The organism is Atlantibacter sp. (assembly GCF_032062175.1).
In the GTDB taxonomy this organism is placed as follows: Bacteria; Pseudomonadota; Gammaproteobacteria; order Enterobacterales; family Enterobacteriaceae; genus Atlantibacter.
Genome location: NZ_DAMBQK010000031.1, coordinates 1 through 24,852, shown reverse-complemented (window position 1 = coordinate 24,852; position 24,852 = coordinate 1). Strand labels below are relative to the sequence as shown.

The 24,852-nt window shown below is 54.0% G+C and carries 25 protein-coding genes and 1 other RNA gene; 20 read left to right on the top strand and 6 right to left on the bottom strand.

Going from position 1 to position 24,852, the window contains the following annotated elements; all coding sequences use genetic code 11:
* The first annotated feature begins 65 nt into the window (after positions 1 to 65).
* The 7 genes from clpP (at position 66) to RT120_RS20020 (ending at position 8,265) form a co-directional block, all read left to right on the top strand.
* Positions 66 to 689, top strand: a complete 624-nt coding sequence (gene clpP / locus RT120_RS20050; RefSeq protein ID WP_312985417.1) for an ATP-dependent Clp endopeptidase proteolytic subunit ClpP — start codon at positions 66 to 68, stop codon at positions 687 to 689.
* Positions 690 to 821: 132 nt separating this feature from the next.
* Positions 822 to 2,096: an ATP-dependent protease ATP-binding subunit ClpX gene (gene clpX / locus RT120_RS20045; RefSeq protein ID WP_125294075.1), complete on the top strand. Its 1,275-nt coding sequence runs from the start codon at positions 822 to 824 to the stop codon at positions 2,094 to 2,096.
* A gap of 182 nt (positions 2,097 to 2,278) precedes the next feature.
* Positions 2,279 to 4,633: an endopeptidase La gene (lon, locus tag RT120_RS20040; RefSeq protein WP_312985415.1), complete on the top strand. Its 2,355-nt coding sequence runs from the start codon at positions 2,279 to 2,281 to the stop codon at positions 4,631 to 4,633.
* Between the two features lie 210 nt (positions 4,634 to 4,843).
* Positions 4,844 to 5,116 carry a nucleoid-associated protein HU-beta gene (gene hupB / locus RT120_RS20035; protein WP_312985413.1) on the top strand — a complete coding sequence of 91 codons (273 nt, stop codon included), beginning with the start codon at positions 4,844 to 4,846 and terminating at the stop codon, positions 5,114 to 5,116.
* Between the two features lie 201 nt (positions 5,117 to 5,317).
* Positions 5,318 to 7,192, top strand: a complete 1,875-nt coding sequence (gene ppiD / locus RT120_RS20030) for a peptidylprolyl isomerase (protein WP_312985410.1) — start codon at positions 5,318 to 5,320, stop codon at positions 7,190 to 7,192.
* A 146-nt stretch (positions 7,193 to 7,338) separates the two neighbouring features.
* Positions 7,339 to 7,710, top strand: coding sequence for a helix-hairpin-helix domain-containing protein (locus tag RT120_RS20025; RefSeq protein ID WP_312985408.1), 372 nt, complete (start codon positions 7,339 to 7,341; stop codon positions 7,708 to 7,710).
* A gap of 150 nt (positions 7,711 to 7,860) precedes the next feature.
* Positions 7,861 to 8,265 (top strand): YbgC/FadM family acyl-CoA thioesterase, encoded by a 405-nt coding sequence (locus RT120_RS20020; protein ID WP_312985406.1) that lies wholly within the window; start codon positions 7,861 to 7,863, stop codon positions 8,263 to 8,265.
* A 29-nt stretch (positions 8,266 to 8,294) separates the two neighbouring features.
* Here the strand turns inward: RT120_RS20020 and queC are convergent, their stop codons facing one another.
* Positions 8,295 to 8,990, bottom strand: coding sequence for a 7-cyano-7-deazaguanine synthase QueC (queC, locus tag RT120_RS20015; protein WP_312985403.1), 696 nt, complete (start codon positions 8,988 to 8,990; stop codon positions 8,295 to 8,297).
* Positions 8,991 to 9,060: 70 nt separating this feature from the next.
* Entirely contained in the window at positions 9,061 to 10,761 is a 1,701-nt protein-coding gene (locus tag RT120_RS20010) for an SgrR family transcriptional regulator (protein ID WP_312985401.1), read from the bottom strand.
* A gap of 98 nt (positions 10,762 to 10,859) precedes the next feature.
* On the opposite strand from RT120_RS20010, the gene cof reads away from it, so the two are divergent.
* On the top strand, positions 10,860 to 11,678 hold the full coding sequence (cof, locus tag RT120_RS20005; RefSeq protein WP_312985399.1) for an HMP-PP phosphatase: 819 nt from the start codon (positions 10,860 to 10,862) through the stop codon (positions 11,676 to 11,678).
* Positions 11,679 to 11,717: 39 nt separating this feature from the next.
* On the opposite strand, the gene RT120_RS20000 is transcribed toward cof, so the two are convergent.
* Positions 11,718 to 12,764, bottom strand: coding sequence for a PLP-dependent cysteine synthase family protein (locus tag RT120_RS20000; RefSeq protein WP_312985397.1), 1,047 nt, complete (start codon positions 12,762 to 12,764; stop codon positions 11,718 to 11,720).
* 115 nt (positions 12,765 to 12,879) lie between these two features.
* On the opposite strand from RT120_RS20000, the gene RT120_RS19995 reads away from it, so the two are divergent.
* The 5 genes from RT120_RS19995 to amtB all read left to right on the top strand — a co-directional run bounded on the left by RT120_RS19995 (position 12,880) and on the right by amtB (position 18,851).
* Positions 12,880 to 13,341, top strand: a complete 462-nt coding sequence (locus RT120_RS19995; protein WP_312985395.1) for an Lrp/AsnC family transcriptional regulator — start codon at positions 12,880 to 12,882, stop codon at positions 13,339 to 13,341.
* A 62-nt stretch (positions 13,342 to 13,403) separates the two neighbouring features.
* Positions 13,404 to 15,173 (top strand): SmdA family multidrug ABC transporter permease/ATP-binding protein, encoded by a 1,770-nt coding sequence (locus RT120_RS19990; RefSeq protein WP_312985393.1) that lies wholly within the window; start codon positions 13,404 to 13,406, stop codon positions 15,171 to 15,173.
* Entirely contained in the window at positions 15,166 to 16,944 is a 1,779-nt protein-coding gene (locus tag RT120_RS19985; protein ID WP_312985391.1) for a SmdB family multidrug efflux ABC transporter permease/ATP-binding protein, read from the top strand. The genes RT120_RS19990 and RT120_RS19985 overlap by 8 nt, the downstream gene beginning before the upstream one ends.
* A gap of 253 nt (positions 16,945 to 17,197) precedes the next feature.
* Positions 17,198 to 17,536, top strand: coding sequence for a P-II family nitrogen regulator (glnK, locus tag RT120_RS19980; protein WP_312985389.1), 339 nt, complete (start codon positions 17,198 to 17,200; stop codon positions 17,534 to 17,536).
* A gap of 28 nt (positions 17,537 to 17,564) precedes the next feature.
* Complete coding sequence (gene amtB / locus RT120_RS19975) at positions 17,565 to 18,851, top strand: ammonium transporter AmtB (RefSeq protein ID WP_312985465.1); 1,287 nt, start codon at positions 17,565 to 17,567, stop codon at positions 18,849 to 18,851.
* Positions 18,852 to 18,912: 61 nt separating this feature from the next.
* On the opposite strand, the gene tesB is transcribed toward amtB, so the two are convergent.
* Positions 18,913 to 19,773: an acyl-CoA thioesterase II gene (gene tesB / locus RT120_RS19970; protein ID WP_312985387.1), complete on the bottom strand. Its 861-nt coding sequence runs from the start codon at positions 19,771 to 19,773 to the stop codon at positions 18,913 to 18,915.
* Between the two features lie 298 nt (positions 19,774 to 20,071).
* On the opposite strand from tesB, the gene RT120_RS19965 reads away from it, so the two are divergent.
* Positions 20,072 to 20,644, top strand: a complete 573-nt coding sequence (locus tag RT120_RS19965) for a YbaY family lipoprotein (protein WP_312985385.1) — start codon at positions 20,072 to 20,074, stop codon at positions 20,642 to 20,644.
* Positions 20,645 to 20,675: 31 nt separating this feature from the next.
* Here the strand turns inward: RT120_RS19965 and RT120_RS19960 are convergent, their stop codons facing one another.
* On the bottom strand, positions 20,676 to 20,996 hold the full coding sequence (locus RT120_RS19960) for an MGMT family protein (RefSeq protein ID WP_312985383.1): 321 nt from the start codon (positions 20,994 to 20,996) through the stop codon (positions 20,676 to 20,678).
* 160 nt (positions 20,997 to 21,156) lie between these two features.
* On the opposite strand from RT120_RS19960, the gene ffs reads away from it, so the two are divergent.
* The 4 genes from ffs to RT120_RS19940 all read left to right on the top strand — a co-directional run bounded on the left by ffs (position 21,157) and on the right by RT120_RS19940 (position 22,517).
* An RNA gene (ffs, locus tag RT120_RS19955) (signal recognition particle sRNA small type) lies at positions 21,157 to 21,253 on the top strand.
* A gap of 233 nt (positions 21,254 to 21,486) precedes the next feature.
* Positions 21,487 to 21,738 carry a hypothetical protein gene (locus RT120_RS19950; RefSeq protein WP_312985381.1) on the top strand — a complete coding sequence of 84 codons (252 nt, stop codon included), beginning with the start codon at positions 21,487 to 21,489 and terminating at the stop codon, positions 21,736 to 21,738.
* Entirely contained in the window at positions 21,735 to 21,953 is a 219-nt protein-coding gene (locus RT120_RS19945; protein ID WP_312985379.1) for a hypothetical protein, read from the top strand. The genes RT120_RS19950 and RT120_RS19945 overlap by 4 nt, the downstream gene beginning before the upstream one ends.
* Positions 21,954 to 22,163: 210 nt before the next feature.
* The gene (locus RT120_RS19940; protein ID WP_312985377.1) at positions 22,164 to 22,517 is read left to right on the top strand and encodes a DUF1428 family protein; all 354 of its coding nucleotides are present in this window, start codon (positions 22,164 to 22,166) and stop codon (positions 22,515 to 22,517) included.
* A gap of 52 nt (positions 22,518 to 22,569) precedes the next feature.
* Here the strand turns inward: RT120_RS19940 and RT120_RS19935 are convergent, their stop codons facing one another.
* Positions 22,570 to 24,120 carry an EAL domain-containing protein gene (locus RT120_RS19935; RefSeq protein WP_312985375.1) on the bottom strand — a complete coding sequence of 517 codons (1,551 nt, stop codon included), beginning with the start codon at positions 24,118 to 24,120 and terminating at the stop codon, positions 22,570 to 22,572.
* Between the two features lie 257 nt (positions 24,121 to 24,377).
* Here RT120_RS19935 and RT120_RS19930 point away from each other — a divergent pair, with 257 nt between their 5' ends.
* Both RT120_RS19930 and ykgO read left to right on the top strand, forming a co-directional pair.
* Positions 24,378 to 24,638, top strand: a complete 261-nt coding sequence (locus RT120_RS19930) for a type B 50S ribosomal protein L31 (protein WP_312985373.1) — start codon at positions 24,378 to 24,380, stop codon at positions 24,636 to 24,638.
* 2 nt (positions 24,639 to 24,640) lie between these two features.
* Positions 24,641 to 24,781 carry a type B 50S ribosomal protein L36 gene (gene ykgO / locus RT120_RS19925; protein ID WP_312985371.1) on the top strand — a complete coding sequence of 47 codons (141 nt, stop codon included), beginning with the start codon at positions 24,641 to 24,643 and terminating at the stop codon, positions 24,779 to 24,781.
* The last annotated feature ends 71 nt before the right edge of the window (positions 24,782 to 24,852 follow it).

Here is a 24,852-nt window from a genome sequence, read left to right as displayed (position 1 = left end):
TCATTCGTCACGGTCTCAAGTAAAATCAGTGCAACAGGTTACTTAATTTTTTCCAGGAGACGGAAATGTCATACAGCGGCGAACGAGAAGTAATGGCACCCCATATGGCCCTGGTGCCAATGGTTGTGGAGCAAACCTCACGTGGTGAGCGTTCTTACGATATTTTTTCCCGTCTGCTTAAGGAACGCGTTATCTTTTTGACCGGCCAGGTTGAAGATCACATGGCTAACCTGATTGTGGCGCAGATGCTGTTTCTGGAAGCAGAGAACCCGGAAAAAGATATTTACCTGTACATCAACTCGCCGGGTGGCGTGATTACTGCGGGGATGTCAATCTATGACACCATGCAGTTTATCAAACCAGACGTCAGCACCATTTGTATGGGCCAGGCGGCCTCAATGGGTGCCTTCCTGTTGACTGCCGGGGCGAAAGGCAAGCGTTTCTGCCTGCCGAATTCACGCGTGATGATCCACCAACCGCTGGGCGGCTACCAGGGTCAGGCAACGGACATTGAAATCCATGCGCGTGAAATTTTGAAAGTAAAAGCGCGTATGAATGAACTTATGGCGCAGCACACGGGTCAACCGCTGGAGCAGATTGAAAGAGATACCGAGCGCGACCGTTTCCTCTCAGCAGAACAGGCTGTAGAGTATGGATTGGTTGACTCCATTTTAACTCACCGTCAGTGATACCTGCGGCAATGGGCCGCTATACTATAGGGTGTCAGTAGGCGGCTCATTGTGCGCAAACTTCGGTTTGCGCCTGAGAATGGCATTGCGTCGTCGTGTGCGGCACAAAGAACAGAAAAGAGGTTTTGACTCATGACAGATAAGCGCAAAGACGGCTCAGGCAAACTGCTGTACTGCTCTTTTTGCGGCAAGAGCCAGCACGAAGTGCGTAAACTGATTGCTGGCCCGTCAGTGTATATCTGCGACGAGTGTGTCGATTTATGCAACGACATTATTCGCGAAGAGATTAAAGAAGTGGCGCCGCACCGCGAACGTAGCGCGCTGCCGACGCCACATGAAATTCGTAACCATCTGGACGATTATGTTATCGGCCAGGAACAGGCGAAAAAAGTCCTGGCGGTTGCGGTATATAACCACTACAAACGTCTGCGTAACGGCGATAGCTCTAACGGCATCGAGTTGGGTAAAAGTAACATTTTGCTGATTGGCCCGACCGGTAGCGGTAAAACCCTGCTGGCCGAAACGCTGGCGCGCCTGCTGGACGTTCCGTTCACTATGGCGGATGCTACCACCCTGACCGAAGCGGGTTATGTGGGTGAAGACGTTGAAAATATCATTCAGAAACTGCTGCAGAAATGCGATTACGACGTGCAGAAAGCCCAGCGCGGCATTGTGTACATCGATGAAATCGACAAGATTTCGCGCAAATCGGATAACCCGTCCATCACCCGCGATGTATCCGGTGAAGGCGTACAGCAGGCGTTGCTGAAACTGATTGAAGGCACCGTTGCCGCCGTTCCGCCACAGGGTGGGCGCAAGCATCCGCAGCAGGAATTCTTGCAGGTCGATACCTCAAAAATTCTGTTTATCTGCGGCGGCGCATTCGCGGGTCTGGATAAAGTGATCGCCAACCGTGTAGAAACCGGCTCCGGCATTGGTTTTGGCGCGACGGTGAAAGGTAAATCCCAGAAAGCAACGGAAGGCGAACTGCTGACTCAGGTTGAACCGGAAGATTTGATTAAATTCGGTCTGATCCCTGAATTCATCGGCCGTCTGCCGGTTGTGGCGACCCTGAGCGAATTGAGCGAAGAAGCACTGATCCAGATCCTCAAAGAGCCGAAAAACGCCCTGACCAAGCAGTATCAGGCGCTGTTTAATCTGGAAGGCGTTGAGCTGGAATTCCGTGATGAAGCGCTGGAAGCCATCGCGAAAAAAGCCATGTCCCGTAAAACCGGTGCGCGTGGCCTGCGTTCCATCGTTGAAGGCGCGCTGCTCGACACCATGTACGATCTCCCGTCCATGGAAGACGTCGAAAAAGTGGTGATTGACGAGTCGGTGATCGGCGGCCAGTCAGAACCGCTGTTAATTTACGGTAAGCCAGAAGCACAGCAGGCATCAGGCGAATAATTCGCCTGTCCTGACAATCAGTTATAAAATTTAAGGGGGATTTGGTCCCCCTTTTATTTTTCCTGCATTCCTGACATTGAATGTCCGGGAAACATCCCCATATACTGTTCTACTTGTTGGTGATGCCGTGAATTTCACGTGCGCCCCATCGCCTGGCGGAAACTAAACTAAGAGAGAGCTCTATGAATCCTGAGCGTTCTGAACGCATTGAAATCCCCGTGTTGCCGTTGCGCGACGTGGTGGTTTATCCGCACATGGTTATCCCTTTGTTCGTGGGACGGGAGAAATCTATCCGCTGCCTGGAAGCCGCAATGGATCATGACAAAAAAGTCATGCTGGTTGCACAGAAAGAAGCGTCGACGGATGAGCCGGGTGTGAATGATTTGTTTACCGTGGGAACCGTAGCGTCGATTTTACAGATGCTGAAACTGCCGGACGGCACGGTAAAAGTACTGGTTGAAGGTTTACAGCGCGCGCGCATTACCGCGCTCTCTGACGATGGCGAACACTTCTCTGCACGGGCTGAATATCTGGAATCGCCGGCCATTGACGAACGCGAGCAGGAAGTGCTGGTCCGCACGGCCATCAGCCAGTTTGAAGGCTACATCAAACTCAACAAAAAAATCCCGCCTGAAGTGCTGACGTCGCTGAACAGCATCGACGATCCTGCACGTCTGGCTGACACCATCGGCGCGCATATGCCGCTGAAACTGGCCGATAAACAATCGGTGCTGGAGATGTCCGACATCAACGAACGCCTCGAATATCTGATGGCGATGATGGAGTCGGAAATCGATCTGCTACAGGTTGAGAAACGCATTCGCAACCGCGTTAAAAAGCAGATGGAAAAGAGCCAGCGCGAGTACTATCTGAATGAGCAAATGAAAGCCATCCAGAAAGAACTGGGCGAAATGGACGATGCGCCAGATGAAAACGAAGCGTTAAAACGCAAAATCGACGCGGCCAAAATGCCGAAAGAGGCGAAAGAGAAAGCTGACGCCGAGTTAATGAAGCTGAAAATGATGTCACCGATGTCGGCGGAAGCCACCGTGGTGCGCAGCTACATCGAGTGGATGGTGCAGGTTCCGTGGAACGCGCGCAGCAAAGTGAAAAAAGACCTGCGCCAAGCCCAGGAAATCCTTGATACCGATCACTATGGCTTAGGCCGAGTGAAAGACCGCATCCTTGAATACCTTGCGGTGCAGAGCCGCGTTAACAAAATCAAAGGCCCGATCCTGTGCCTGGTGGGACCGCCGGGGGTGGGTAAGACCTCGCTGGGGCAGTCCATTGCGCGCGCGACCGGTCGTAAATACGTGCGTATGGCGCTGGGCGGGGTACGCGATGAAGCGGAGATCCGCGGTCACCGCCGTACCTACATCGGTTCTATGCCGGGCAAACTGATCCAGAAGATGGCAAAAGTGGGCGTCAGAAACCCGCTGTTCCTGCTGGATGAGATCGACAAAATGTCGTCGGATATGCGTGGCGATCCGGCATCAGCGCTGCTTGAGGTGCTGGATCCGGAACAGAACGTGGCGTTTAACGATCACTATCTGGAAGTGGACTACGATCTCAGCGACGTGATGTTCGTGGCGACCTCGAACTCCATGAACATTCCTGCGCCGCTGCTGGACCGTATGGAAGTGATTCGCCTGTCGGGTTATACCGAAGATGAAAAACTGAACATCGCCAAACGTCACCTGTTGCCGAAGCAGATTGAACGCAACGCCCTGAAAAAAGGCGAAATCACGGTGGATGACAGCGCGATTATCGGCATCATTCGTTACTACACCCGTGAGGCTGGCGTACGTGGGCTGGAGCGTGAAATTTCGAAACTGTGCCGTAAAGCGGTTAAACAGTTACTGCTTGAGAAAGCGCTGAAGCACATCGAGATTAACGGCGATAATCTGAAAGATTTCCTCGGCGTTCAGCGCTTCGACTATGGCCGTGCGGACAACGAAAACCGCGTTGGTCAGGTGACCGGCCTGGCCTGGACCGAAGTGGGCGGCGATCTGCTGACCATCGAAACCGCCTGCGTACCGGGTAAAGGCAAACTGACCTATACCGGCTCGCTGGGTGAAGTGATGCAGGAATCCATTCAGGCAGCGCTGACCGTGGTGCGTGCGCGCGCGGAAAAATTGGGTATTAATGCTGATTTTTATGAAAAACGCGACATCCACGTTCACGTACCGGAAGGGGCGACCCCGAAAGACGGCCCGAGCGCAGGTATCGCGATGTGCACCGCGCTGGTTTCCTGCCTGACAGGCAACCCGGTGCGGGCCGATGTCGCCATGACCGGCGAAATCACGTTGCGTGGACAGGTTCTGCCGATCGGCGGTCTGAAGGAAAAGTTGCTGGCCGCACACCGTGGCGGTATTAAAACGGTGTTAATTCCTTACGAAAATAAACGTGACCTGGAAGAGATCCCAGACAACGTTATCGCCGATCTGGATATCCATCCGGTGAAACGTATCGAAGAGGTATTGACCCTGGCATTGCAGAATGAACCCTCGGGAATGCAGGTTGTCACGGCAAAATAGTGACCTAACGCATACTGCATAGATAAAATCAGAGCTGGTAAGCCATTTGGTGCTTGCCAGCTTTTTTTTGTATCGCTAATTTAGATGGCTGACTGATTGTGTCATCAACTAATGCTGTTGTAAGGGCATGACAGGCCTGATATAACTGCTGCGCGGTCGCCCCATGAAGGATTCAGGGGCGATATAAATAATAATGAGAGGAAGAGAAGCGTGAATAAATCTCAACTGATAGACAAAATTGCCGCCGGTGCTGATATTTCTAAAGCCGCGGCTGGACGTGCGTTAGATGCTCTGATTGGCTCTGTTACCGAATCTCTGCAATCTGGGGATGACGTGGCGTTAGTTGGCTTTGGTACTTTCTCTGTCCGCGAGCGCGCTGCCCGTACTGGCCGCAACCCGCAAACTGGCAAAGAGATCACCATAGCGGCAGCAAAAGTACCGGGTTTCCGTGCAGGCAAGGCACTGAAAGACGCGGTAAACTGATTTTTCCCTCTACGGTTTCGATGGTAAAGGGCAAAGGGCGCATCGCGAGATGTGCCTTTTTTATTATCTGGGGGGACTTTTTAGTCCTGTGGGCTGACAACCGCCCCGGTTTCTTGTCACAATACGCCTTTGCGCGAAGCGGCACCTTTGGGTGAGCGCCAGCGGCATTTACTGTCACCTACAGCGGAGCGTTGTTACACCATGATGGACAACTTACGTACGGCTGCTAACAGCGTCGTACTCAAGATTATTTTCGGTATCATTATCGTGTCGTTCATTTTGACCGGCGTGAGTGGTTACCTGATTGGCGGTAACAATAATTACGCCGCGAAAGTGAATGGCCAGGAAATTGGCCGCGCCCAGTTTGAAAATGCCGTTGCCAGCGAGCGTAATCGTCAGCAACAGCAGCTTGGCGAGCAATTTTCAGAACTGGCTGCCAATGAAAACTACATGAAAGCTATGCGCCAGCAGGTGCTGTCACGCATGATTGATGAAGCGTTGCTCGATCAATACGCTAAAAAGCTGGGCCTTGGCATCAGCGACGAACAAATCAAACAGGCGATCTTCAAAGAGCCCGCTTTCCAGAGCAACGGGAAGTTTGATAACGCCCGCTATACCGCGGTTATCAACAATATTGGCATGACGCCGGACCAGTATGCCCAGTCGTTGCGTAACCAGTTGATGACCCAGCAGCTGATCAATGCCATCGTCGGCACCGATTTTATGCTGGCGAATGAGACGGATGAGCTGGCAGCGCTGGTTGCCCAGCAGCGTGTAGTACGTGAAGCCACGATTGACGTCGCCGCGCTGGCCGCCAAACAAACGGTCACTGACGATGAAGTCACCGGCTTCTACGAGCAGAATAAAAACCGTTTTATCGCCCCGGAACAATTCCGCGTCAGTTACATCAAGCTGGATGCCGCCGCCATGAATGAAAGCGTCAGCGATGCGGAAATTCAGGCCTGGTATGACGAGCATCAGGATCAGTACGGTCAACCGCAGCGTAACCGCTACAGCATCATTCAGACCAAAACGGAAGATGAAGCAAAAGCCGTTCTGGATGCGCTGAATGCCGGTTCTGATTTTGCTACCCTCGCGAAAGAAAAGTCCTCCGACATTATTTCTGCCCGTCACGGCGGTGATATGGGCTGGCTGGAAGACGCGACGACGCCGGAAGAGCTGAAAAACGCAGGGCTGAAAGAGAAAGGCCAGACTTCTGGCGTAATCAAATCTTCGGTAGGTTTCCTGATTGCGCGTCTGACTGATGTTCAACCGGCGCAGGTGAAGCCGCTGGCAGAAGTGCGTGATGCTATTGCTGAAAAAGTGAAACAGGAAAAAGGCGTCACGGCGTTCTTCGCTCTGCAACAAAAAGTGAGCGACGCGGCAAGTAACGATAACGAATCCCTGGCGGGCGCAGAGCAGGTTGCCGGCGTGAAAGCGGTGGAAACCGGCTGGTTTAGCCGCGATTCCCTGCCGGAAGATCTGAACTTCAAACCGGTTGCTGACGCGATCTTCAACGGTGGACTGGTCGGCGAAAACGGCACGCCGGGCAGTAACTCCGACATCATCACCGTGGAAGGCGATCGTGCGTTTGTACTGCGTGTTACCGAGCACAAAGCGGAAGCGGTTAAACCGCTGGCAGACGTACGTAACCAGGTGGTTGCCGATATCAAGAATCAGAAAGCGGAACAGCAGGCGAAACTGGATGCCGATAAGCTGATTAACGAACTGAAAGCAGGTAAAGGCGACGAAGCGCTGAAAGCCGCGGGTTTGAGCTTTGGTGCGGAAAAAACCTTAAGCCGTACCGGCCAGGATCCAATTTCGCAAGCTGCGTTCGCGCTGCCGTTGCCGTCTAAGGATAAACCATCTTACGGCGTCGCTAACGATATGCAGGGCAACGTCGTGCTGGTGTCCCTTGACGAAGTGCGTAGCGGCACCCTGCCGGAAGAGCAGAAGAAAGCGATGACCCAGGGCATTACCCAAAACAATGCACAAATTGCTTTCGACGCGCTGATGACCAATCTGCGCAAAGAAGCCAAAATCAAAATGGGCGATATCGTCGAGCAGCAGCAATAATCGAGACGTCTCGCACAAAATTGCAATTTTCTGCAAACATCAAAGGCCGCTTTCGCGGCCTTTTCCATTTCTGATATTCGCGGTTTGTGGTGTTTCTCCCGGCCCGATAAGGTGGCGTGGCTGTCAACAAACAAGGAGAAAACAGCATGAAACAAGGTGTTAAAGCATTCTGTCTGGCAATGGTTATCGCGTGCGGTATCACCAGCTATCCAGCACTGGCGGCGCAGTCAACGACGAAGGCTGAAGCAACGGCGGCAAAGACGGAGAACGCAGCGTCAGCGCAGGTCAAAGAGAAAGCCACTAAACCGGATGAAAGTGAAGAACGTACCGTGAGTATTAACAATGCCAGTGCGGACGAACTGGCCTCAGCGCTCAATGGCGTAGGAATGAAAAAAGCGCAGGCCATCGTTAATTACCGGGATGAGAATGGTCCTTTTAAAAGCGTCGAGGATCTTAAACAGGTACCCGGCATGGGAAATGCGCTGGTGGAGCGTAACCTGGCGCGCATAAAACTGTAATCGTCAGGGCAGGGACCTTGCAGAGTTGAAAATCTTTGCCAGGATAAGGAGGTCATACCAGTAGTGTGACCTCTTACTCTCATAAAATGAACCGCGGTATTTTCGCTTCCGAATCGGAATGAACGCGGTGATAACAAGGGCCCTTGCGTTATGCAGACACACATTAAAGTTCGCGGTTACCACCTGGATGTCTATCAACACGTTAATAATGCGCGTTATCTCGAATTTCTTGAAGAAGCGCGCTGGGACGGGTTGGAACAGGAGGAAGGCTTTCAGTGGATGACGGCTAACCGTATCGCTTTTGTGGTGGTGAATATCAACATCAACTATCGGCGACCGGCAGTACTGGGGGATTTACTTAACGTCACCAGTCAGGTGCAGCAGTTAAATGGCAAAAGCGGCATTTTGAGCCAGGTGATCACCCTTGAGCCGGAAGGGCAGGTGGTGGCGGACGCGCAAATCACCTTTGTCTGTATCGATTTGAATACCCAGAAGGCATTGCCGCTGGACGGGGAACTCCGGGCTCGCCTGGAGGCGATGGTTGGTAAAGCATAATCATAAAGGGCGGGGTCCCGCCCTTATTATCAGTTAAGACCGGTTTTACGTTTCATCTGGGCCATCACGCCCACCTTATCCGCAAAATACTGGTTCAGCCCCTTAGCGCGCAAATGACAGGCCGCACACTCGCCGCACCCGTCACCTTTAATGCCGTTATAGCAGGTCAGGGTTTCGTGGCGCACCAGATCCAGCTTGCCCCAATGGTCCGCCAGCGCCCAGGTCTCGGCTTTATTCAGCCACATCAGCGGCGTTTCAAAACGGATATTGCTCGCCATACCTAAATTTACCGCCTGGTGAAGCGCTTTAACGAATTCATCGCGGCAATCGGGATAGCCGGAAAAATCGGTTTCGCAGACGCCGGTGATAATCGCTTCCGCCTGAACCTGATAGGCATAAATTGCCGTGAGGGTCAGAAACAAAATATTGCGACCGGGCACAAAAGTGCTGGGGATGCCGCTGGCTTGAGGATCGTAATCCGGCACCGGAATGCTGTCGCGGGTCAGGCTGCTTACCGCCAGTTCATTGAGCAGGCCGACGTCGAGGGTTTTATGCGCACGGGCACCCAGTTTGACGGCCAGTTGCTGCGCGATCTCGATTTCAGCGCGGTGGCGTTGTCCGTAGTCGAATGTGACGCAATGCACCTCATCATAGTGATGCAGCGCCTGAATCAGGCAGGTGGTGGAGTCTTGTCCACCGCTAAAAACCACAACGGCACGTTTCATCGTCAACCTTTTGTTCGCTTGTAAAGATGGCGCATAGGGTAGCGCCGTTGGCTTGGCACCACCAGCTTCTTCACAACGTGCCCGGCGGCGGTAGCCAGGCGCGGGTAAAATCGAACCAGCCCCGGGTATTTAGGTGAATGCCGTTGACGCCCGGCGGCGCGCTGACCTGATAGCGATAATTGAAAAGCGGTGTGATAACGGCATCCTCCATCAGCGTGGTATAAACCTCGCGCATCCCTTCCCGGCGCTGGGTTTCATCCGGTTGATGTTGCACCGCGTCAAGCGTCCCCTGCAAATGGGCGAACTGGCGCGCGGTAAGCACATGCGGCCAAAGTTTATCGCAGCGTAACCATTGCTCCAGCGTAAAGGCCGGAGATTCACCAATTAACCGGTCGCCCATAATTAAATCGGCTTCACCCAGTAGCGGGCAGCCGTGCCAGGTCTTTGCCGGATGAAAATGCACCGTTAGTTCGCAGCCTTTTTCCGCCAGATAACGCTTAAGTTGTTCCGCCATGGCGTGTAGTTCTACCGGCAGGTGATACACCAGGGTTAGCGAAGCGGGCAGCGCCGTTTCATCAGAAGGCCATTCGGGAAGCCGCCAGCCGGGCAGCATTTCGCTGCTGGGGGTAATTAGCCCTTCATCCAGCGGCAGCGTATCCAGCATGCCGCTGTGATGGATAAGGTCAATGAGGTAACGGGATTGCGCCAGCGATAATTGCCCTTCCTGGCGCAACGCCAGATAGCAAAACCCGAGGCTGATGCTGTTGCTGACTGGCCTCAAATGTACCAGCTCATCCTGCTGGCCAATGGCGATCTGCACCGGGTGGCGGCAGCTATTGCCCATCTCCTGATCGAACAACTGCGGCGTGATCCAGAATTCTACCGCTTTCAGTAAAGGATGGCTGAGATGCCAGAATTCGTGGCTTTCCAGCCGAACCAGGTCCGCTTCAAAACGCACAAGGCGAAAAGGCCCGCAGCCGATATCCGGTTCATCGGGGTGGGCCAGCCGGCTGCAATATAACGCCAGGCGGTGTGCCAGCCAGTAATCCGGGCGATGTAGCGTAATGCGCAGGCACTGGGCATGAACCCGCTCGATTTGCGCTACGCTGGCGAACAGCCGGGCGATTTCACTATCTGCCAGCAACGATTGAAAAGCACGCTGCAACTGCTGTGTTTCCACCGGCTTGCCGCTGTGCCAGTGCAGCGTGGAACGCAGGTAGAAATCCCAGCACAACCCGTCCGGCGAAATGCGCCAGTGGTGCGCTAAGTCACCAACCGGAAATTCACCGTCATCATCGAAACGCGTCAGGCCAGAATAGATTTGGCCCGCCAGATGTTGTTCGGCGCGGCCCGGTAAAAAACCAGGCGTTAACGGCTCCAGAGAGCGGTAGTAGGGAATACGCAGCGTTGGGGTATCGTTTTGCCACTGGCCGCCCAGGAAAGGCTGCAGTAAATGACGTAACTGATCGGGGGCAAGTTGTGCCAGTTCCAGCGCATTTTTATGCTGGCCGCGATTGAGCACCTGTTCCATCATCCCGGCGCGCACCTGCTCAGGCGTTACCAGAAAGGTTAAATCACCGCGCTTTCCGCGCCCAGCCTGAGCCTGCCAGCGCAGCCATCCTGCCGATGCCAGCTGGCGCAACAGGGTGCGAATATGCCGTTCACTGCAAAAACAGCGTTCAGCCAGCTCCGCTACGGTCACCTGCTGGGGTTCACCTGCCGAAGGCTGCCAAAGACGTTGAAACTGATTCAGTCGATTAACGAGTCGCATAGTAAATCCGGAACAAATTTTGGAAAGTATTCACTATTTGTTCCGCATATGCCAGGCGATACTTCAGGCTGTACTGGATTCTGTGAGAGCGAACAACCATGGCGCGACTGGCTGCATTTGATATGGACGGCACCCTGCTGATGCCGGACCATTTGCTGGGCGAACAAACCCTGAATACCCTGAATCGCCTGCGTGAGCGCAACATTACCCTGGCTTTTGCCACCGGGCGTCATGCCCTGGAAATGCGCCACCTGCTCACCGATCTTTCCCTCGATGCGTTTTTGATCACCGGCAATGGCACCCGAATTCACACCTATGAAGGGGAGTTATTGCATCACGCCGATCTCGCACCGGAAGTGGCGGAAATCGTGATCCATAGCCACTGGGATACTGAATCCTCAATGCACGTGTTTAACGATGACGGCTGGTTTACGCAAAACGATTTACCCGAGTTACTCAATGCCCACCTGTTTACCGGTTTTCGCTATCAGGTTTGCGATGTAAAACGCATCCCGGCGCATCGGGTCACCAAAATTTGCTTTTGCGGTGAGCATGACGATTTATGCCGTCTGCGTATTCAGCTCAATGAAGCCCTGGGCGATAAAGCGCATCTCTGTTTTTCAGCACATCACTGTCTGGAAGTCCTGCCGGTGGGGTGCAACAAAGGCGCGGCGCTGGCGGTGTTAAGCCAGCACCTCGGCTACGGTTTACAGGATTGCATGGCGTTTGGCGATGCCATGAACGATCGCGAAATGCTCGAAGCCGTGGGTTACGGCTTTATCATGGGTAACGCCATGGCGCAGTTAAAAGCCGCGCTGCCGCATTTGCCGGTTATCGGCCATTGCAACAGCCAGGCTGTTTCACACTATTTGACTCATTGGCTGGACTTTCCAAACCTGACTTATTCCCCCGAATGACGAGGCCATTCCAGCAAGCCGGGTATCCCCCGGCTTTTTTTATGCCATCAGACGGTTAATCTCTGCCTGCCAGGGCGTTAAATCGCCAATATTCTGCTCGACCCATTGCGGGTTATAGTAAGTCTCCAGATAGCGTTCACCGCTGTCGCACAGAAGAGTGACAATTGACCCTTTACGCCCTTCATCGCGCATTCTGGCCGCCAGCCGAAGCGCGCCCCAGACATTAGTACCCGTGGATGCGCCGACTTTGCGGCCCAGAATGGTTTCCAGCCAGTGGATAGTCGCCACGCTCGCCGCATCAGGAACCCGCAGCATCTCGTCAATCACCGCCGGAATAAAAGAAGGCTCGACGCGCGGGCGGCCAATCCCCTCAATTTTGCTGCCAACGTGGCTTTTCAGCGTCGCGTCGCGGCTCTGCCAGTAATCAAAAAACACCGAGTTTTGCGGATCAACCACCATTAGCTGCGTGGCATGGCCCTGATAACGCAGGTAGCGGCCAATGGTCGCGGAGGTGCCGCCGGTCCCGGCGCTCATCACAACGTAATCGGGTACCGGATAAGGCTCGCTCGCCATCTGGCGGAAAATACTGTCGGCGATGTTGTTGTTGCCGCGCCAGTCGGTGGCGCGCTCGGCATAGGTAAACTGATCCATATAATGGCCGTTCAACTCTTTCGCCAGCGTCTCCGAGGCGTCATAAATCTCACAGGCGCTGTCGACAAAGTGGCAGCGACCGCCGTAAAAGGCGATTTGTTCCACTTTACGCTTCGCGGTGCAGCCGGGCATGACGGCGATAAATGGCAATCCCAGTAGCCGGGCGAAGTACGCCTCCGAAACCGCGGTTGAACCGGAGGACGCCTCGATAATCGGCGTGCCTTCTTTTATCCAGCCATTACACAATCCGTACAGAAACAGCGAACGCGCCAGACGATGCTTCAGGCTGCCGGTCGGGTGGGTGCTTTCGTCTTTCAGATAGAGGTGAATGCCCGGAAACGCGGGCAGGGAAAGGCGAATTAAATGTGTGTCGGCTGAACGCTGATAGTCGGCGTTAATTTCGCTGATAGCGTGGTTTACCCAGGTACTGGTCATGAGGTGTTTCCATTTATCAATTTGTGCCTAGCGTAAAACAAAGCCCGGGAAAAAGAGTTGCTATTTTGCCCCTGGTTTGGCGCAATAGGAGAAATTCTTTCTATGTATCTCGCAAATGATAGATAAAATTGACCGCAAACTCCTTTCACTGTTGCAGAATGACTGCACGCTCTCTTTGCAGGCACTGGCGGATGCCGTTAATCTGACAACCACGCCCTGTTGGAAACGCCTCAAGCGCCTGGAAGATGACGGCATCATTCAGGGACGGGTGGCGTTACTCGACCCGGAAAAGCTCAATTTGGGGCTTACCGCGTTTGTGCTGATTAAAACCCAGCACCACAGCAGCGAATGGTATAGCCAGTTTGTCGCTGTTGTTTCACAGATGCCCGAAGTGCTCGGCTTCTGGCGGATGGCGGGTGAATACGATTATTTGATGCGCGTTCAGGTCGCGGATATGAAGCGTTTCGATGATTTTTACAAACGCCTGGTGAACCGGGTTCCCGGCTTATCGGATGTCACCTCCAGTTTTGCCATGGAACAGATAAAATATACCACTGCCTTGCCGTTAGACGGTTAACGCCACCATCACGTCAAACACCTGCAATCGACTGAACAGCAAGCCAATCAGGAAATTATTACGTGCGATTATTTGCTCAATTACGCTGGTATTTCACCCGGGAGTGGCGACGCTATCTCGGCGCGGTGTGCCTGCTGATTATCATCGCGATCCTGCAACTGATCCCGCCGCGCGTGGTGGGCATAATTGTGGATGGCGTCACCCAAAACCACTTCACCGCCGGCCAGATATTTCAGTGGCTGGGGCTGATGGTGGCCGTGGCGGTGATTGTCTATCTGCTGCGCTATGTGTGGCGCGTACTGCTGTTTGGCGCATCCTATCAACTGGCCGTTGAGCTGCGCGAAGATTTTTATCGCCAGTTGAGCCGCCAGCATCCGGAATTCTATCTGCGCCACCGCACCGGGGACTTAATGGCGCGCGCCACTAACGACGTTGACCGGGTGGTATTCGCCGCCGGGGAAGGGGTGTTGACCCTGGTGGATTCTCTGGTAATGGGTTGCGTGGTGCTGGTCGTGATGAGTACGCAAATCAGTTGGCAACTGACGCTGATGGCGCTGTTGCCGATGCCGGTTATGGCGCTGGTGATCAAGCGTTACGGTGACCAGCTCCATAGCCGCTTTAAAGCGGCGCAGGCGGCGTTCTCTTCACTCAATGACCGCACGCAGGAAAGCTTAACCAGTATCCGAATGATCAAAGCCTTCGGGCTTGAAGATCGCCAGTCAGGGCTGTTTGCCGACGATGCCCGCGACACCGGGCAAAAAAACTTACGCGTCGCAAGGGTAGACGCGCGCTTCGATCCGACCATTTATATCGCGATTGGCATGGCGAACCTGCTGGCCATCGGCGGCGGCAGTTGGATGGTGATCAACGGTTCGCTGACCCTGGGGCAGCTCACCAGCTTTATGATGTATCTCGGCCTGATGATTTGGCCGATGCTGGCGCTGGCCTGGATGTTCAACATCGTCGAGCGCGGAAGCGCGGCGTACAGCCGTATTCGCGCCATGCTGTCGGAAGCGCCCGTGGTGGATGACGGTGATAGTGAAGTACCGGCAGGCCGGGGCGTGTTGAATGTGGCGATCCGCGAATTCAGCTATCCGCAGGCGTCAAAACCAACGCTTAACCATATCAACCTGACGCTCAAGCCTGGCCAGATGCTGGGGATTTGCGGCCCGACCGGCGCGGGGAAAAGCACCGTTCTGTCGCTGATCCAACGCCATTTTGATGTTAGCCAGGGCGAAATCCGTTTTCACGATCTCCCCCTGACCGCGCTGCAACTCGACTCCTGGCGCAGCCGTCTGGCGGTGGTTAACCAGACGCCGTTTTTATTCTCCGACAGCGTGGCAAGCAATATTGCTCTGGGCCATCCTGGCGCGACTCAGCAGGAGATTGAGTATGTGGCGAAGCTCGCCTGCGTGCATGACGATATTCTGCGTCTACCCCAGGGCTATGACACCGAAGTAGGCGAACGGGGCGTGATGCTGTCCGGCGGGCAGAAACAGCGAATCTCTATTGCCCGGGCGCTGCTGCTGAATGCCGAAATTCTGATCCTGGATGACGCACTCTCGGCGGTCGACGGACGCACCGAGCATCAAATCCTTCATAATCTGCATCACTGGGGAGAGGGCCGAACGGTGATTATCAGCGCTCACCGCCTGTCGGCACTCACCGAGGCGGATGAAATTGTGGTGCTGCAACAGGGTCATATCGCCCAGCGCGGTGAGCACGATGCGCTGGCGGCGCAGCCTGGATGGTATCGCGATATGTATCGCTATCAGCAAATTGAAGCGGCGCTGGACGATGAGTCCGAACAAGAGGAGGCCGTGAATGGATAAGCCTGCTCAACTGTGGCCGACCTTAAAACGCCTGCTGGCCTACGGCAGCCCGTGGCGTAAACCGCTCTCAATGGCTGTGGTCATGCTGTGGATTGCCGCTGCGGCGGAAGTGAGCGGCCCGGCATTAATCAGCTATTTCATCGACAACATGGTGGCGAAAAACAGTCTGCCGCTGGGGCTGGTGGCCGGGCTTGCCGCTGCCTATATCCTGCTGCAACTGCTGGCGGCAGGGCTGCACTACTGGCAATCGTTATTGTTCAACCAGGCCGCCGTCGGGGTGGTGCAGCAGCTTCGCTCCGATGTTATGGATGCCGCGCTGCGCCAGCCGCTCAGCGAGTTTGATGTTCAGCCAGTCGGGCAGCTTATTTCGCGAGTGACCAACGATACCGAAGTGATCCGTGATTTATACGTCACCGTGGTCGCGACGGTGCTGCGCAGCGCAGCGCTGATTGGCGCGATGCTGGTGGCGATGTTTAGCCTCGACTGGCGTATGGCGCTGGTCGCAATGGCGATCTTCCCGGCGGTGTTAATTGTCATGGTGATTTACCAGCGCTTCAGCACGCCGATTGTGCGCCGGGTGCGTACTTACCTGGCGGATATCAACGATGGCTTTAACGAAGTGATCATGGGCATGAGCGTGATTCAACAGTTCCGCCAGCAGGTGCGCTTCGGCGAGCGAATGGGTGAAGCCAGCCGTTCACACTATATGGCGCGTATGCAAACGCTGCGCCTTGATGGATTCCTGTTGCGCCCGCTGCTGAGTCTGTTTTCAGCGCTGGTGCTGTGCGGGCTACTGATGCTGTTCGGCTTTAGTTCGGTGGGCACGATCGAGGTCGGGGTGCTGTACGCGTTTATTAGCTATCTGGGCCGCTTAAATGAACCGTTGATTGAACTGACCACGCAGCAATCCATGCTTCAGCAGGCCGTGGTAGCGGGAGAGCGCGTATTTGAACTGATGGACAGGCCGCGCCAGACCTACGGCAGCGATGTGCGTCCGCTGCAAAGCGGGGCCATTGCCATTGATGATGTCTCGTTTGCCTATCGCAGCGACCGGCTGGTGTTGCAGGACATCTCGCTGGATATCCCTCCGCGCAGTTTTGTCGCGCTGGTCGGCCATACTGGCAGCGGTAAAAGTACCCTGGCGAACCTGCTGATGGGCTATTACCCGCTGACGCGCGGAGAAATTCGCCTCGATGGCCGTCCTCTGTCTACGCTCAGCCATAGCGTATTACGCAAAGGCGTGGCCATGGTTCAGCAGGATCCGGTTGTGCTGGCCGACTCGTTTTTCGCCAACGTCACCCTGGGGCGTGATATCAGTGAAGCCCAGGTATGGCAGGCGCTGGAAACGGTACAACTGGCTGACCTGGCACGCGCTATGCCCGAAGGCATATATACCCGGCTTGGCGAACAGGGTAATAACCTGTCGGTAGGGCAAAAGCAGCTACTGGCGCTGGCGCGCGTGCTCGTCGAAACGCCACAAATCCTGATCCTTGACGAAGCGACGGCCAATATCGACTCCGGGACCGAGCAGTCTATCCAGCAGGCATTGGCGGCCATCCGCGAGCACACCACGCTGGTGGTTATCGCGCATCGTCTCTCCACCATTGTGGATGCCGATACCATTCTGGTGCTGCATCGCGGCCTGGCGGTGGAACGCGGCACCCATCAGCAACTGCTGGCGGAACAGGGGCGTTACTGGCAAATGTATCAACTGCAACTGGCTGGTGAAGAGCTGGCCGCCGCTGAGCAGGAAGAGACGTTAAGCGCCTGACGCACCAAAATAACGCACCTGGGTTTTCGCTTACGACCCTGGTGCAAACCTGTAACGCACCGTGCACTGGGATGGTGCGTTTTTTTTGATTACAGAACATTCTGAATCCCGGTCACACTTTTATTTTTGCTTACCTCCCGTTAAAACCCCCGTTATATGCCGCTCTCCCTCGCTTTCATAAATCTGGCACGTCCCTTGCTTTAGTGGATATGTGCTCACTCAGGCTGTTACCCAATTCGACAGGAGGGGATTTATGAAACTGGTTACCGTGGTAATCAAACCATTCAAACTTGAAGACGTGCGTGAAGCGCTCTCTTCCATTGGTATTCAGGGGCTTACTGTCACTGAGGTAAAAGGCTTTGGGCGTCAGAAAGGGCATGCCGAGCTGTACCGTGGCGCGGAATACAGCGTCAATTTTCTGCCGAAAGTGAAAATTGATGTCGCCATTGCGGATGACCAGCTCGAAGAGGTGATCGAGGTGATCAGCAAGTCTGCATGGACGGGGAAAATCGGCGACGGGAAAATCTTTGTTGCAGAACTGCAACGCGTCATTCGTATTCGTACCGGCGAAGCCGACGAAGCGGCACTGTAATCTGGCGAACCTGACAGGGTTGAAAATGATGAAAAAATTCACAATGAAATCGGCTCTTGCAGCTTTTGCGCTGTTGCCTGGCCTGGCGATGGCCGCACCGGCGGTTGCCGATAAAGCCGATAACGCCTTTATGATGATTTGTACCGCCCTGGTACTTTTTATGACCATTCCGGGTCTGGCGTTGTTTTACGGCGGCCTGATCCGCTCTAAAAACGTATTGTCGATGCTCACACAGGTATCGGTTTCTTTCGCGCTGGTTTGCGTCTTATGGGTGGTTTATGGCTACTCCCTGGCGTTCGGCACCGGCGGCTCTTTCTTCGGCAACTTCGACTGGATCATGCTGAAAGGCATCGCTATCACCGACGTGATGGGATCGTTTTATCAGTACATTCACGTAGCGTTCCAGGGTTCTTTCGCCTGCATCACCGTGGGGCTGATCGTCGGCGCTATTGCTGAACGTATCCGATTCTCCGCGGTGGTTATTTTCGTGGTGGTGTGGCTGACGCTCTCTTACGTCCCGATAGCCCATATGGTATGGGGCGGTGGTTTACTGGGTACGCATGGCGCGCTGGACTTCGCGGGCGGTACGGTTGTGCATATCAACGCCGCAGTGGCGGGCCTGGTGGGTGCCTATCTGGTGGGTAAACGCGTTGGCTTCGGCAAAGAAGCGTTCAAACCGCATAACCTGCCGATGGTATTTACCGGTACGGCGATCCTGTACTTTGGCTGGTTCGGTTTTAACGCGGGCTCCGCCAGCGCCGCCAACGAAATCGCGGGCCTGGCGTTTGTAAACACCGTGGTGGCTACCGCTGCGGCCATTCTGGCCTGGGTGTTTGGCGAGTGGGCAGTGCGCGGCAAACCTTCGCTGCTGGGCGCGTGTTCAGGGGCGATTGCTGGACTGGTCGGCATTACGCCAGCCTGTGGTTTCATCGGCGTTGGTGGTGCGTTAATCGTCGGTATCGCGGCGGGTCTGGCAGGGCTGTGGGGCGTGACCATGCTCAAACGCTGGCTGCGTGTGGATGACCCCTGCGATGTGTTCGGCGTGCACGGCGTATGCGGCATCGTAGGTTGCATACTGACCGGTATCTTTGCCTCAACCTCTCTTGGCGGCGTGGGTTATGCAGAAGGTGTGACCATGGGCCACCAGGTACTGGTGCAGCTCGAAAGCATCGCAGTCACGGTGGTATGGTCCGGCGTTGTGGCCTTCGTGGCCTATAAACTGGCCGATCTGACCGTTGGCCTGCGCGTACCGGAAGATCAGGAACGCGAAGGCCTGGACGTGAACAGCCACGGCGAGAACGCCTACAACTCGTAATTTTCAGACAATAAAAATGGGCAGGTCTCCGTGAGGAACCTGCCCATTTTTTTAGGCATGATTAGCTACGCTTACGCATTACCCCTTCCTGCACCGTCGAGGCCACAAGAACGCCGTCCTGATTGTAAAACTCGCCGCGCACAAAGCCGCGCGCGCTGGACGCCGAAGTGCTTTCCACGCTGTAAAGCAACCAGTCGTTAAGATCGAAAGGGCGATGGAACCACATGGAATGGTCGATGGTCGCCACCTGCATACCCGGCTCAAGGAAGCCGACGCCATGCGGCTGGAGTGCAACCGGCAAGAAATTAAAATCAGAGGCGTATCCCAGTAGATACTGATGCACACGCAAATCTGCGGGCAGGGTGCCGTTAGCCCGGAACCATACCAGACGCGACGGCTCCGCTACATGGCCTTTTAGTGGGTTATGAAACTCAACCGGTCGGATCTCCAGCGGTTTGTCGCAGAGGAATTTTTCCCGTACCTGGGGCGGCAGGAAGTTTTCAAACTCCCGGGCGATGTCGGTTTCCGATTTTAAACTCTCCGGCCCCGGTGCGGCGGGCATGGTTTTTTGATGCTCAAAGCCCGTTTCCGGTGCCTGGAACGAGGCCGTCATATAAAAAATCGGTTTGCCGTTCTGAATGGCGGCAACGCGGCGGGCGCTGAAGCTATTGCCGTCACGCAGCACTTCGACATCGTAAATAATCGGTTTTTGGCTGTCGCCGGGGCGGAGAAAATAGCTGTGAAAAGAGTGAACCAGCCGCTCGGAAGGCACCGTTTCTTTGGCCGCATATAACGCCTGACCGACTACCTGGCCGCCAAATACCTGGCGTAGCCCAAGATCTTCGCTCTGACCGCGAAACAGCCCTTCTTCAATTTTTTCCAGATTCAATAGTGCCAGTAAATTGCTAAGCGCCTGACTCATAAAGGGTCCTCAACGGGGAATAAATATTCAGTGATGCTTTATGGGTGATGTACCGTATCAGGCCTGAAACGCTGATAACATGCGGAATACGCAACCCTAAACGCTGAGTATAACGCAGTTTGGCAACTGGTCAGAGGGGTTCAATTATCTGAATACTGGCCCGTTTTCAGGCGATTCCCGGCATAGTGTGCCAGGCTTAGCACGTTAGATGAGTTTTAACCACTCACTCTGGTGGAGCGTCAGGCCTGACCACCGGGTCTTTCATTTCGCTGGTGCATAGAAGATAAGGAGAACTTTAATGAAACTCGTGCACATGTTAAGTGGTTTAGCGGTTGCGGTTGCTCTTGCAGGTTGCGCACAGCAAAAGAGCGCGGATATTGCCGTCCCGGCGCCAAGCCCCAATGCCTCAGCTGTTAACGCTCAACCTGTAATTCAGCAACCTAATGTTTCCGGTACGGTGTGGATCCGCCAGAAAGTGGCGTTACCGCCGCATTCGGTGCTGACCGTTACGCTGGCTGATGCCTCTGTGGCCGATTCACCGTCCAAAGTCATCGCTCAGAAAGCGGTGCGTACTGAAGGTAAACAGCCGCCGTTCAGCTTCGTGTTGCCGTTTGACCCGGCTCAAATCCAGCCAAACGCGCGTATTCTACTGAGCGCCGCCATCACCGTGGACGATAAACTGATGTTTGTTACCGATACGGTGAAACCGGCTGTTAACCAGGGCGGGACCAAAATCGATCTGACGCTGGTACCGGTTGAAGGAACTGCGATCCCGCTGTCTGAGCATGGCGGCGCGGCGACGACAGTGCCCTCGACCTCGCCGACTCAGGTAACGCCATCGTCCGCGGTCCCCGCGCCGACAACCTACTAAGCCTGCGATAACGCCTCTTCAGAGGCGTTTTTTATGGCCTGTCATAATCCCAGCGGTAGCGCGCCATATCAATATGCCCATCCCCCGAAACCATAATGCCTTCGCTGAGCAAAGCCTGACGTTGACGCTGTAAATCCGGTCCGGTCAGTGAAATCGCGCCGTGGCGGTTTACCACCCGATGCCAGGGAATACGGCTGCCTTCCGGTAAGCGTTTTAATACGCCGCCCACCTGGCGGGCCGCACGCGGCGAGCCAGCCAGCATCGCCACATCGCCATAAGTCGTGACGTGCCCCTCGGGAATTGAAGCGACGATAAGATAAACGCGTTGTGGGAAACTGTCGTGGTTGTCCATGTTGGCTCCGCGGGTCTTTGCCCTAAGCATAATCAACCTTCGGCCCCTGGAAAAGGCGTGATTGCGCAAGAAACCGGCATCCGGTTGCGGCTTGCTTGCATTTAACCGGGACAACAATGATAATGCCCTGCGCGTTGAAAAACGCTCTCAATGGGGGCTCTGTTGGTTCTCCCGCAACACTACTTTGTTTACCTGGTCAGATCCGGAAGGAAGCAGCCAAAGCAGATGACGTGTGTGCCGGGATGTAGCTGGCAGGGCCCCCACCCATTTGTGCTACCGAATTTTTCCTCCGCGACTCCCCGGTACCTTTGTTCCTCATTACGCCCCGATCCGTTTCGTTTCACGTTTTTTTATTTTGTGATTTAAATGTCACAAATACGTCATTTTTTTGTCACATTAATTCTGCATTATTCTGCTACCTAATAAGATGCTTCCCCCTGCCGCTTTATCATTAAACGATGTCACTCAGTTTTCGAGTAAGGGATTTCCTATGAGCACCGCAGTTCTTAATGTCAAAATTAATAGCGAATTAAAAGAACGTATTCGTCACTATGCTGAAGATAATAGCGAGACCTTATCTTCCGTCACCGAAAAACTGCTGCTTAACGCGCTGGATGCACAAGATAATCTTGACGTTGATGAGCAGGATATCGACAGTCAGCATACCCAGGAAGACGTTACGCCTGCGCTGACAGACAAAGAAATCAAAGCGTTACGCAAACTGCTGAAGAAAAGAAAATGATCAAAGAACCTATCTGTAATGCAGAAAATTATTCTCAGGCCTGCGAACTCTTACGCTCGGGATTAGTTAAACATGTGCGTTTAGGTTGGCAAATCGGGGGTGATGAATTTTTTAAAATCGCCTCAGACTGGTGCGATGCAGGTGCAAAAATAAAAAAACACGATGATTGTTTTGTTATTTCCGTTAAGGGTTTTCCAATCCCGCGCCAGGCTTAATGATTAACGAATACCCATAATAATAACCCCGCAAGCGAACATCGGTTTGCCGTGTGGGTGCGTTTCTCCACCTCCCGTATCATGGACGGTACGTTACGACGAGCTGCCTGCTCGTCTTTTTGTTTTTCTCCCTGATAAGCGGCCAACCGCTACACTTATCTACGCACTCTCAGCGCAGGCAATGTGTCTGGTCACGTGGAGGTAGGCGTTATGAACTATGTTGATGGTTTTGTGGTGGCAGTCCCTCGCGATAAAAAAGCGGCTTATCAGGCGTTGGCTGCAAAAGCGGCACCGCTGTTTAAAGAATTTGGCGCGTTACGCATCGTTGAATGCTGGGCAGATGACGTCCCGGACGGACAGCTCACGGATTTTCGGATGGCGGTAAAAGCCACGGATGACGAAGAGGTGGTTTTTAGCTGGATTGAATACCCGTCAAAAGACGCTCGCGATGTCGCTAATAAAAAAATGATGGAAGATCCACGAATGAAGGAATTTGGCAATGAAATGCCTTTTGACGGTAAACGAATGATTTACGGCGGCTTCTCGCCGATTCTGGATCAATAATCGTCCGCAGTCAGGCAGCGCGGACTGCCGTGCTGCCTTTGTTACCCTGCGTTCAGCCGTTTTTATGGCACCACGCCCACAACTCTTTCACGCTAAGCGCCTTACTGAATAACCATCCCTGACCGTACTGTACGCCGTGCGCGTTCAGCCACTCGGCCTGTTTTTCAGTTTCAATCCCTTCAGCGACCAGTTCAAGGTGCAGATGCTTCGCCATATTGATGATATGCGGCGCAACGGTGTGGTACTCCAGCGAATCCACAAACGCTTTGTCGATTTTCAGCACATCAATGTCCAGATTTTGTAAATAGCTCAGGCTGGAGTAGCCGGTGCCAAAATCGTCGATATAAACCTGATGCCCGGCGGCGCGGAACTGTTTCACAACTGGCGCAGTGATTTTTGGGTCGGCGAAACCGCGTTCGGTGATTTCTATGGCGATCTGTTGCGGGCGAACCTGCTCGCGTTGGCAGTAGTCAGCCAGCAGCAACAGGATCCGGTCATTGGTGAGATCGGCGGGGGCCAGGTTGATCGAAACATGAAAGTCAGGCCGTTGACGCAATCTGTCGCTCAGTTCGCTAAAGACTTTTTCGATAACCAACTGAGTGATATCGCTTATGAGACCATTTTGTTCAGCTAGCGGGATGAAAATATCGGGTGTGAGAGCACTGCCATCCGCCTGCGGCCAGCGAACCAGCGCTTCCACGCCAACCAGCTTCCTGTTGTCCAACCGCACGATGGGCTGATAACACACCGTTAATTGCCGCGAATGGATCGCCTCCTGCAACCGATAGCGGGGAGATTGCAGGTTCTTCATGATGCGCAACATCAGCACGGCCAAAAAAAGACTCACCAGAATACCTACGGGCAACCACAGCATTAATAACTGACGGCTCGCCGCCTGCACGGGATGGCTTGAAGCCCAAACCACTACGGCGAAGTTAGCCTGGGTGTTGCGATAAATGGAATAGGCGTTACTGGCATCTTCATACTGGGTTAATCCCTTCGCGTGGATGGTTTGCCAAACGGCTGAAGGGAAGGGGGCGCTGGAGACGATCACGCGATTGCGTGTTAAACCGATGACCGCCGCCTCAATAGGCCACGGGCCGAAAGGGATCACATCGATAAACGATCGCGGGTCGATAACCACCATATGATCCCCATAGCGCATGGCGATGGTGTAATGATTGATGCCCAGATCGTTACTGGGCGTAAACCAGGTGCTATATCCTTCTGCATTGGTTTTTTCAGGGGCCGGAAACGGCGAGGTGCGGCTCTGTTGTTCCAGAGAGGAGCAGAGCGGCTGAAAACCTTTCAGAAATACCACTTCCTGAATATAGCGGTACGTAAACGCCACGCGGCGCATCGCCTGCAAATGGGGCAGGTCGCAGCGCTGGCTTTCAACGTGGTTAATCTCCTGGAGCGCCGTTTTCGCTTCATCAACCACGACGGTCGCCAGTTTATTAATACGTTGCGTATAGGAAGAGAGCTCCTGATGGAAGCGTTGTTCAGCCTGATGGCGGGCAATCCAGATGCTCATCAGGATCGGTAACAAGACCGCCACAACCAGAATGCCCATTACCAGGCTGACCATGTGCTTTGTTGCCACCGTGGATTCCTTCATGTTGCTGCGAAAGACGCTGATTTCATGTGCCTGGCGAGCTTAACCGGGGGCAGGCATTTTTGCGAGAGTGCCTTCTCAGATATTCCTGACGCTGCCGGAAATTCAGAAACCGGCTCGTTAAATCATAATCTTAAACTGGCCCGCTTTACTGTGCGACAAATCGTGATGATGAGAATTGCTTGCAACCACAAGGATAACGCCGTAGGATTGTATTATGTTATAACATAACAATTAAGGTGATTATGAAAGCGAATATTCATCCTCACTACCGCCCGGTAGTGTTCCACGATACCAATGCCAACGAATATTTTATGGTGGGGTCGACCATTAAAACCGATCGTGAAATTGAGCGCGATGGCGTGGTTTACCCGTATGTCACCATCGACGTCTCCTCGGCCTCTCACGCGTTTTATACCGGCAAACAAAAAACCTTTACCAGTGAAGGAAGCGCAGCCCGCTTTCAGCAACGCTTTGGCCGGTTTTTTAAAGATAAAAAGGAGTGATCATGCAGGTAGTCAATTCACTGAGAAGCGCGAAACAACGGCATCCCGATTGCCAGATCGTGAAGCGCAAAGGCCGGTTATATGTGATTTGTAAATCGAATCCGCGTTTCAAAGCCGTTCAGGGCCGAAAAAAGAAACGCTAACTCAGGAGCCTGCATTGCACTGAGGGATCCCCACAAACTCAGCGCTAATAAACCAGCACCATATTCTGATA